This window comes from Flammeovirga yaeyamensis (assembly GCF_018736045.1).
In the GTDB taxonomy this organism is placed as follows: domain Bacteria; phylum Bacteroidota; class Bacteroidia; order Cytophagales; family Flammeovirgaceae; genus Flammeovirga; species Flammeovirga yaeyamensis.
In genome coordinates, this window is record NZ_CP076132.1 from 154,631 (window position 1) to 165,000 (window position 10,370).

Below are 10,370 nucleotides of genomic sequence, written 5' to 3' on the forward strand. Positions count from 1 at the left end.
CAGAAATGTGTCGCTTTTTTTACAATAATGATATCTTTACCCAAAACAGGAACAAATGAATTTTTTACTTCTCAACATATATTTACCGATAAAGCAGTTTATCGCAGGTTTTATTTTTGATTTTATTCAAAAGGAATACAAAGCAAACGGAAATACGTACAGTGTTCCGAAAGATCTTACGACCCGATTTTTTAGAGGCGCTTTTACTTTAGGTTGGTACGAAAAACAAGAAAGATTATTTATACCTCAATATTTACCACAAGACGCAAAAGTGCTTGAACTAGGTGGTTGTATTGGTGTGGTTTCATGTGTTATCAATAAGACTTTAGGCAATCCGGCAAATCATATTACGGTAGAAGCCAATCCTTTTTTAATTGAGCACCTTACAAAAAATAGAGATCAGAATAACTGTCAGTTTCAAATTGTCAATAAGATACTTTCTTCTGAGGATAAAGTAACGTTCAATATCAATAAGTCGATTGTTGAAAGTAGTGCCAATGTTCAGACGAGTCAGAAAGTAGAGATTGAAGGAGTGACTCCCGAACAATTACAAGAACAGTTTAACGTCACATTCGATACTTTGATAATGGATATTGAAGGTGGAGAGTTACCATTGCTTTCTAATTTCAAGGAGTTTATTGGAGGTTTAAAACGTGTTTATTTCGAGATACATCCTTTCAATAATATTCTGACTCAAGAACAAGCAGACGAATGTGAACAAATTCTGATTGATTTAGGGTTTACAAAAAAATTAGATGAAGATTATTTCCAGATTTGGGAAAAATAAAAACCACTTCCCAAAAGTTGAAAAGTGGTAGGAACCTGAGTTCGTCGAACTCAGGTTTGAAGGATAAAGAATACCAATAATTTAACCGCTGTAAGTAATGTTAGTGGGAAAGGTCTATTTTTTAGTGGCAATCTGAGCTGCTAAGATTGATTGTAAAAGATCACCTCCTTTACTGTTACCTTGACCTGAGAAATATTGCTCAGGCAATTTGATCTTACTAATGTTGGCCCATTTCACAGAGTCTTTTCTATACTCCCAATACGATTTTTGTTCAGGAGTAAGACCAGAGTTCACTAACTGTTTGTTGGCATAAGCTTTTGTTTCTGCTACTACCTTTTCAGTTTTCGCCTCTAATTGAGCTGTTTCATATTTAATTTTTGCCAACTTCTTGTTAGTTTCTTCTTGCTTCAATTGTGTTTCGATAGCAATCAAACTTGAAACTTGCTCTTTTTCTCTTTTTACTCTTTCCTCCGCTTTATCTCTTTCACCTTCTGCAAGGATACGAGATTGAGCAGCTTTGGCTGTTTCAATTCTTTGAATCTCCAATTGACGTTTCGCCGATTCATCTCTTTGCGTTTCTAAACGCTTTTTAAATGAAGACTCCATGTCGATGGATGGTAAGACTACTTGAGAAATCAAGATATGGTTATCAGAAATTTCGTTTGGAATACGTTTGAATTGACCTTTCGAATCCACGATTTTCTCTACCATGTATTTCTTTCTAATCTCTTTGATCTCACGATTACTTTTCTGAATTGAACTATCAAAAAGAGTATCCGCCATTTCGATTTTTCTTACTTCATAAGAACCAAATTTCAATTGTTCCTCAAAAGTCTGACGGAAAGATTGTGCATCACCAGAAATATAATCTTGTGCTGCGTACATATAAGCTGTATTGACAAGCTGTTCACGGATCGTTGGAATTAATGTCATAGACACTAAATTTTCTTGAGATCTGAATTTCACAGCAACATCAATAAAATCTTCTGGAGTAGTTGGCATCTGAACTCTAACCGAAGGATAACCTAAAGCTGTTACTTGGTCGATAAAACGAATTGGAACAGCTTTCATCGATGAATTATCATCATCTTCTACATCTTCTGTAGTGATATCGATGTATTTACTCCAAGGCTGAACTTTACCAAACCAAGTAAAGTGATAACCTTCTGACATAAATGCTGATTTCTGACCATTGGGATAAGTCACGAAGTACTGATATCCTGGTTCTGCCCACATAATGGCATTAGATGAAATCATAATAACTAATGCCGCGACAAATGATAGACCGCCCATTTTGGGTTTAAGTACTGGATAGTTTTTGGATAGTTGAGGTATAATACTCAACACACTATAAACAATACACAAAAAGACGATAATGTACAGTAAGAGAGACATAAAATATGATGGTTAATATTTGAAAATGTTAAAACTCATAATTATCATAACGAGTCTAATCGTCCCTCAGATCGTGTTTTGTTTACTTATTTAGAGATGTTTAACAATAAGTGTTAAAGTATTGATAGTTTGCAACCTTGATGTATGACATAAAAAAAAGACCTCGATTTCTCGAAGTCTTTCTTTATATATAAAAAACCTTTTTTTCGACTAGTTATTGTCGACTAAAACGTTTGTTGTAATCGAAATTCTTGTTGGCGATTTAGCATTTGATTGAATAGTGATCGGTTTGTTCTGAACACCTCTTTTTCCTCTAGAGTTGAACTTTACAATGATTTCACCTTCTTCACCAGCAGCGATTGGCTCTTTTGGCCATTTTGGTGCAGTACATCCACAAGTAGTAGAAACATTGATGATCACCAAAGGAGCATCTCCTGTGTTTGTAAACTTAAAAGTGTGTTCAACAACATCACCTTGGTGGATATCACCGAATTCGTAAGTGTTTTCAGCAAATGTGATTACCGGACCTTTAGCGTCTTGTGCTTGTACCGCTAAAGCAAATAATCCGATCAAAAAAGTAAATAAAACCTTTTTCATTATGTGTATAATTTTGAATCAAAAAATCTTTTCTCTCTATGAAGCAATTCGCTTTGTGATTGACAATTTAGGAATAAATCAAAAAAAGAGAATCTATTTCTGATAAGCCAATAATTGATTTAATATTTAATAAGCAAAAACCTTGTCATCTTTTATTTTTAATAAGAATAAATGCACTGAAATGTTTATCAAATAGAAATTATTATTCGAAATATCTGATTTTAAAACGTATTAAATCAAAATTGCTATCGGTTGAAATTTATTTTTTGATGTTTTTATTCTTAAATTGATGACAGACAAACATCCAAAGTGACAATTAACTATAATTACTAAACATGAAAAAAACTCATAAGTACGATATGGGTGTCATAGGCAACTGTGCGTTTATGGCCTATATTGATACAAAAGCTAGTGTGCGTTGGTTGTGTTGGCCAAGATTTGATAGCAGCTTTATTTTCGGTGATTTACTTGATGATGAAAAGGGTGGGGAGTTCTCTGTTAAACCTACTGCGAAAATCAAGGAAACCAAACAATATTACGTTACCAACACCAACATTCTTGTTACCGAGGTATATACTGAGGAAGGTGATTTTAAAGTGACTGACTTTGCACCTCGTTTCGAACAAGATGACCGTTATTATAAGCCTTTAATGATGATTCGTAAGATCGAACCATTACAAGGCACTCCATCGATTAAGGTTGTTTGTAATCCTACTGGGGAATATGGTGAATTTACACCAGAGAAATCTCAAGGGTCGAATCACATTCGCTACCTGGGCTATGACCAACATATGCGATTAACAACCAATATTCCACTTTCTTATGTAATGGAAGAAAATCCATTTGTATTGAGTGGTGCGGTTTACACTGTATTAACTTACGGTGCTCCATTAGAAGCAGCAATCGAAGCTACTTCGGAGGCTTTCTTTACAAAAACGAAAAGATACTGGAGAAACTGGGTGAAATCGACGTCAATTAGTTTCTTCCATCAAGAAAAATTAATCCGTTCATCGTTAATCCTTAAGATACATCAGTATGAAGATACTGGAGCTATTATCGCCTCAGGTACTACTTCATTACCAGAGTACCATAAGAGTACAAGAAACTGGGATTATAGATATTGTTGGATGAGGGATTCTTTCTATACTCTGAATGCCTTTAACAACATTGGTCACTTCGAAGAAGTAGAAGCCTACTTTAAATATATCGAGAATGTTACTCGACAAGAAGAAGATCGATATCAGCCATTATATACTATTACGGCACAAAAGCAGATTACAGAAATCGAAATGCCATTAAAAGGGTATTTGGGTGAAAATAAACCTGTAAGAATTGGTAATGATGCCTATACTCATATTCAAAATGATGTATATGGACAGGTATTAACCTCTTTATTACCACTATATGCCGATAAGCGATTCACCAATAAGTACCGTATGCATACAAAGAAATTGGTAGAGCATACTTTACAGAAGATCGCTGATACAATGGAGGAGAAAGATGCAGGTCTTTGGGAATTTAGAGATCGTCCAGGACATTACTGTTATACTTTCTTGTTCCACTGGGCAGGGGCATCTGCTGCCTATAAGATGGCACAATACTTCGACGATGTGAAGATGGCAGACAAAGCACTTAAAATCAAAGAGCGTGCTGCTGAAATGATCGAACGTTGTTATGATGAAGAAACAGGTGTATATATGCAAGCTGCAGGAGCGAAAGATATGGATGCTTCTTGTTTGCAATTGATCACCATGAACTATCTTGATCCAAATTCTGAAAGAGCAAGAAGACACTTGGCTGGAATGGAGAAAGAATTGATGGCAAAAGATGGATTATTCTATCGTTACCGTCACGTAGATGATTTTGGAGCTCCGGAAACTACTTTCCTTATTTGTGCTTATTGGTACATCGAAGCATTAGCTTGTGTGGGAAGAGTGAAAGAAGCAATTGAATACTTTGAAAAAGTAAGTAGCTATGCAAACCACGTTGGCTTGTTATCAGAAGATGTAGATTCGAATGATGGCAGTCAGTGGGGTAATTTCCCTCAAACATACAGTCACGTAGGTTTGATGAACGCCGCTTACAGAATTTCGAAGAAATTAGACCTTCCTAATTTCTTGTAATAAACTAGGGGGACTTAAAGTTAAGGGCAGTTGTAGCAATACAATTGCCTTTTTATTTTCCTATAATAATTGATTTAAAAATTACGACAACAGCCAAAACAGCTAAACCGATATATTCTAATACTTTCATGAGATAGGGTAATTATTTGTTATAAGTAGTGTTTGTACATAATAGACAAACAGATAGATGTGTTCGACAGAAAATCATTGACTTTTTTTCATCTTATTCATCCGGTTCTTATATCGAGGGGTTACACCTCCTCGTTTTGGGAGGTGAGTTGACTTAAGTTTTAATTCCTGGGCTTTTGATACATAACCCTAAAAAGTAACCCCTCCCTTAGTTTCTTAGTTCCTTACTTCCTTAGTTAAAACGAGCGTTAACTTAGGTAGCTTTCCCTCTAAGAACACTATCACCTCGTTATTCACAAGAGCTTTTTCATAAAAAAACTAGCTTCCTATTAGTTATTCCCTCTTACTTATTACCTAAAATTCTGTCGTATTGTCATTTTAACTCTCTGTTTTTTAGTTGATTAATGTCGTTTTGTCTGATCGTGTATCAAATAATTAGTGCAAAGAGGAAAAATTGTCTTAAAACTTACTTTTGAACGGTTATTGATCAATGGGTAGTTATAAAATTTAATTGAGTCTCTATAACTTAAATTAATATTCAAAGCATATGAATTTCGAAAAATATACCATCCGTTCTCAAGAGGTACTGCAAAAAGCACAAACTATTGCGAAGGGATATCAACAACAAATTATTGAAAAAGGTCACATTTTAAAAGCGGTTATCGAGCAAGAAGATAATATGATTACTTTCTTGACGAATAAGATAAAAGCGGATAAAGCGACCTTAAATCAACAATTAGACAGTATTGTTACTGCTTATCCAAAATCTTCTGGAGATAATCCATACTTGTCAAACGAAGCAGCAAAAGCTCTTCAAGATGCAGAAAGGTTTATGTCTGAAATGGGCGATGAGTTTGTAGCAGTAGAACATATAGTATTAGGTCTTTTACAAGGAAATGATAAAACTGCTCAATTATTAAAGCAAGCAGGTTTTACTACTGATTACTTGAAAAAGGCAATTACGGAGTTACGTAAAGGAAGTAAAGTAACTGATCAGAATGCCGAAGGTCAATATCAATCTTTAGAACGATATGCTATTGACTTAACACAATTGGCTAGAGACGGTAAGTTAGATCCTGTTATTGGTAGAGATGAGGAAATCCGTAGAGTTTTACAGATCCTTTCTCGTAGAACCAAAAACAACCCAATGCTTATTGGTGAGCCGGGTGTAGGTAAGACGGCTATTGCCGAAGGTTTAGCACAGCGTATTGTGGCAGGGGATATTCCAGAAAACTTGGAAGATATTTCTATTGCATCATTAGATATGGGCGCATTGGTCGCTGGAGCTAAATACAAAGGTGAGTTCGAGGAAAGACTAAAAGCGGTCATCAAAGAAGTACAAAGTGCTGAAGGTAAAATCATCTTATTTATTGATGAGATCCATACTTTAATCGGTGCAGGTGCTGGAGGTGATAGTGCAATGGATGCAGCGAACTTATTAAAGCCTGCATTAGCTAGAGGAGAGTTAAGATCGATTGGTGCGACAACACTAAAGGAATATCAAAAATATATTGAGAAAGATAAGGCTTTAGAAAGACGATTCCAGCCGGTCACTGTTGGTGAGCCGAATGTTGACGATGCTATTTCTATTTTGAGAGGTATCAAAGAAAAATACGAAGTTCACCACGGGGTAAGGATCAAAGACGATGCAATTATCGCTTCTGTTGAATTATCCAATAGATATATTTCTGATCGTTTTCTTCCAGATAAAGCCATCGACTTAATGGATGAGGCGGCATCGCGTATGCGTATTCAAATGAACTCTATGCCTGAGGAGGTAGACGAGATCAAACGTAAGGTGATGCAGTTGGAAATCGAGAGAGAGGCTATCCGTAGAGAAAATGATGTCGAAAAAGAAAATATTCTTACAGATCAAATCAGATTGCTTACAGGTAAACTGAATGAGTTGGAAGATGAGTGGAAAAGAGAAAAACAAACTCTTGATGCTGTAAAACAACTTAAAAGGGATATCGATAAATATAAAATTGAAGCGGATCAAGCAGAAAGAAGCGGTGATTATGGACGCGTAGCTGAAATCAGGTACGGGAAAATAGTAGAAGCTGAAAAACAGTTGGAAGAACTTCAATTGGAAGCAGAGAAAGAATCTGCGACAGGTAACGTAATGCTCCGTCAAGAAGTAACTTCTGATGATATCGCTGAGGTTGTTGCTCGTTGGACAGGTATTCCTGTTGCTAAAATGTTGAGAGGGGAAAGAGAAAAACTACTTCACCTTGAAGCAGAGTTAGGACGAAGAGTGGCTGGACAAGATGAGGCAATTACAGCTATTTCTGATGCAGTGCGTAGAAGTAGAGCAGGATTACAAGATCCAAGAAGACCTATTGGTTCTTTCTTATTCTTAGGTACGACCGGTGTGGGTAAGACCGAATTGGCCAAAGCATTGGCCGAATATCTATTTGATGATGAAAAGGCAATGGTCAGAATCGATATGTCGGAATACCAAGAAAGACATGCGGTAAGCCGTCTGATTGGAGCGCCTCCGGGTTACGTTGGATATGACGAAGGTGGTCAGTTAACCGAGGAAGTAAGAAGAAGACCTTATTCTGTGATCTTGTTAGATGAAATTGAGAAAGCACATCCTGATGTTTTCAATATTTTACTTCAGGTATTGGATGATGGTCGACTTACTGACAACAAAGGTCGAGTAGCCGATTTTAAGAACACAATTGTGATTATGACTTCAAATATGGGAGCACATTTCATGATGGATAGAATTAGCGACTTGGAAAAAGCATCCGCAACTATCGAAAAAGAAGAAATTCTTGATGATAGCAAGGAGAAAGCACTTCAATTGCTAAAACAAACGGTTCGACCAGAGTTCTTGAATAGGATCGACGAGATCTTAATGTTCCAACCTTTGACAAGAGAGAACATGAAGAAAATTGCTGCAATTCAGTTTAAGGATATACAACAAAGAATTAGAAGCAATGGCGTAGAAATAGAAATTACTCCAGAAGCGTTACAACAAGTAGCCAATTTAGGTTATGAACCAGAATTTGGGGCAAGACCTTTAAAGAGAGTAATTCAAAGATATATTCTTAATGATTTATCAAAATCTATCTTGGGTGGAGATGTTGAGAAAGACAGTGTTGTTTTGATTGACGTTGAACCTGACTCGGGTAAACTGATCTTTAAGAATAGATAATCGGATAATTATCAAAAAAAAAGCGATGTATTCATTTAGAGTACATCGCTTTCTTTTACTTTAATACTACAGATCGAACTTCTCGAACATTATCAATAATGTTTTTCTTAGCAGTTGTTGCTTCACGAAGGTTAGTATAAACACCTTCAATGCTTCCCAAATTCACGTGAATCACATTCTTTGGATACTTTTGTTGAACTTCCTTTTGGAAGTCAGCTAGTAACTTGAATTTCTCTTTTGAGAATTTAGTAATGTCAATTTCGACGATAGAAGAGAGAATTTCTGTGTCGCCTTCCAAGCAATCTTTTCTTACAGCTTTAAAAAAGACGTAACGTGTTGTTGCTTTAACAGTAGTACTCGTACTTACTTTAGACTTTGAAGTAGGTCCATTGTTGTCATTTGCGATTGTTTTCCCCATGCTTAACAATAGTAATGCGAAACACAGGGTAAAAAAAGATTTGAATAGTCGCATGAAAAAAATATAATAGTAGTAAATGAAATATTTGGTTCTAAGGGGGATACCTTATCTACAATTATAGCTATTTAAATTTATTATGTAAAATTTCTAAGTGTATATTTTACTATTTTTTCGCAGGAAATAACTTATTATTTATCAGTTAGTTGCATAAGTTGCAGTGTTATGAACATAAGGTGTCTTCTTTTTTTACAATAAATTCATCTTCATTCTAAACAAAATTCATAACTTGAACTATAATTAATTATAATTCAAGGATTAAGCTTTTTATATGAGGATTCTCGGTCTTCTTTTTTCTTTATTTTTTATCACTCACCTAACTGTTGCTCAATTATCCTCTCCAAGTAGATATTTAGGATATGAGTTGGGTAGCAATTTCACTTATCATCATCAAGTAATTAATTATTTGAATGAAGCACATACTGCTTATCCCAAAAAGACTTTGATTCATAACTATGGTACCACATCAGAAGGTCGACCACTTACCTTATTAGTCATATCATCAGAGAAAAACATCGCAAGACTGGACAAACTGAAATCAGACAATATCATTAGGGCAGGGTTATCAGATGGAAAAACATCTACAGATGTACCATTCGTTTGGTTAGGGTATAATGTACATGGAAATGAGGCATCAGGTACAGAGGTGGCCTTAAAAGTAATTCATCACCTTTTAGAAGGAGATGAGGTAAAGTTAAATGATGCACTGGAAAACCTAGTAGTTATTATAGACCCTTGTTTAAACCCTGATGGAAGAGAAAGATATGTGAATGATTTTCGAATGAAGAAAGGAAAATTCAATAATTCTTCTGTAAGTCATTGGACACATAAAGAGCGTTGGCCAACGGGTAGGTATAATCATTATTTATTTGATTTAAATAGAGATTGGGCTTGGCAAACACAAAGAGAGTCTAGGTTAAGGTATGAGGTGTATAAAGAATATATGCCCCATGTGTATGTTGATTTTCATGAAATGATGCCTCAGTATTCTTACTTTTTCGGACCGCCAGCAGAACCTATTCATCAGTCGATTACTCCTTGGCAAAGAAAATATCAGCGAATTGCATCAGATAATTATGAGACATTGTTTAAAGAAAATCAATGGGACTATTTCACAGAAGAGATTTTTGATCTTCTGTACCCATCTTATGGTGATAGTTGGACTTCATTTAATGGAGCGATAGGTTTTACTTTTGAACAAGGAGGACATGGTGTCGCTGGGTTGGAATTTAAGAGTTCGAATATTATTCAGCCTATCACATTAAAAGGAAGGATCGAAAAGCATTTTGAAACTTCAATGATTTCGATTTATACGGCAAGTGAGAATAAAAAAGAATTGCTTCATCAGTTCGAGCATTTTTTTGATCATGCCCCTAATAATGGTTACCAACATTTTATTATCAAGGACTCATTTAGAAAGAAGAAAAATATAGATAGGTTATTAGAGTTAATGGATCGTCATCAGATAGCTTATTCTTATGCAACTGATGATTTCAATGTAACCGCCTATGATTACTTTTCAAATTCTGAATTAAAATCGAAGGTAAATAAAGGAGATATCATTTTAAATGTACATCAACCTAAAGGAAGAGCGTTGCAAGTTTTGATGGAGCCCTTTACGGAAAGGACCGATTCTTTAACTTATGATTTAACTGCATGGGCATTACCTTTTGCTTATGGCGTAGAGGCTTTGGCTGTAAA

7 protein-coding genes (1 of these 7 cut by a window edge) are annotated in these 10,370 nt (G+C 35.4%); 4 read left to right on the forward strand and 3 right to left on the reverse strand.

Annotated features, from left to right (window positions below):
• The first annotated feature begins 55 nt into the window (after positions 1–55).
• Complete coding sequence (locus tag KMW28_RS00565; RefSeq protein ID WP_169665862.1) at positions 56–787, forward strand: FkbM family methyltransferase; 732 nt, start codon at positions 56–58, stop codon at positions 785–787.
• 114 nt (positions 788–901) lie between these two features.
• On the opposite strand, the gene KMW28_RS00570 is transcribed toward KMW28_RS00565, so the two are convergent.
• A complete protein-coding gene (locus KMW28_RS00570) occupies positions 902–2,182 on the reverse strand; it encodes a YggT family protein (protein ID WP_169665864.1) in 1,281 nt (426 codons plus the stop codon).
• Positions 2,183–2,392: 210 nt separating this feature from the next.
• Positions 2,393–2,779 carry a DUF1573 domain-containing protein gene (locus KMW28_RS00575; RefSeq protein ID WP_169665866.1) on the reverse strand — a complete coding sequence of 129 codons (387 nt, stop codon included), beginning with the start codon at positions 2,777–2,779 and terminating at the stop codon, positions 2,393–2,395.
• A gap of 335 nt (positions 2,780–3,114) precedes the next feature.
• Between KMW28_RS00575 and KMW28_RS00580 the strand changes: the two genes are divergently transcribed.
• The gene (locus tag KMW28_RS00580; protein WP_066211048.1) at positions 3,115–4,902 is read left to right on the forward strand and encodes a glycoside hydrolase family 15 protein; all 1,788 of its coding nucleotides are present in this window, start codon (positions 3,115–3,117) and stop codon (positions 4,900–4,902) included.
• Positions 4,903–5,578: 676 nt separating this feature from the next.
• Positions 5,579–8,194 carry an ATP-dependent chaperone ClpB gene (clpB, locus tag KMW28_RS00585; protein WP_169665868.1) on the forward strand — a complete coding sequence of 872 codons (2,616 nt, stop codon included), beginning with the start codon at positions 5,579–5,581 and terminating at the stop codon, positions 8,192–8,194.
• 55 nt (positions 8,195–8,249) lie between these two features.
• On the opposite strand, the gene KMW28_RS00590 is transcribed toward clpB, so the two are convergent.
• The gene (locus KMW28_RS00590; protein ID WP_169665870.1) at positions 8,250–8,612 is read right to left on the reverse strand and encodes a hypothetical protein; all 363 of its coding nucleotides are present in this window, start codon (positions 8,610–8,612) and stop codon (positions 8,250–8,252) included.
• Between the two features lie 328 nt (positions 8,613–8,940).
• Between KMW28_RS00590 and KMW28_RS00595 the strand changes: the two genes are divergently transcribed.
• On the forward strand, positions 8,941–10,370 hold the 5' portion of the coding sequence (locus tag KMW28_RS00595) for a M14 family zinc carboxypeptidase (protein ID WP_169665872.1). The gene runs 1,000 nt beyond the window's last position; 1,430 of the gene's 2,430 nt are visible here — the first part of the coding sequence; the start codon lies at positions 8,941–8,943; its stop codon lies off the right edge, out of view.

Coding starts and splice junctions, on each gene's coding strand:
- KMW28_RS00575 (WP_169665866.1), bottom strand. CDS start 2,779: ATGAAAAAGGTTTTATTTACTTTTTTGATCGGATTATTTGCTTTAGCG.
- KMW28_RS00580 (WP_066211048.1), top strand. CDS start 3,115: ATGAAAAAAACTCATAAGTACGATATGGGTGTCATAGGCAACTGTGCG.
- KMW28_RS00570 (WP_169665864.1), bottom strand. CDS start 2,182: ATGTCTCTCTTACTGTACATTATCGTCTTTTTGTGTATTGTTTATAGT.
- KMW28_RS00565 (WP_169665862.1), top strand. CDS start 56: ATGAATTTTTTACTTCTCAACATATATTTACCGATAAAGCAGTTTATC.
- clpB (WP_169665868.1), top strand. CDS start 5,579: ATGAATTTCGAAAAATATACCATCCGTTCTCAAGAGGTACTGCAAAAA.
- KMW28_RS00590 (WP_169665870.1), bottom strand. CDS start 8,612: ATGGGGAAAACAATCGCAAATGACAACAATGGACCTACTTCAAAGTCT.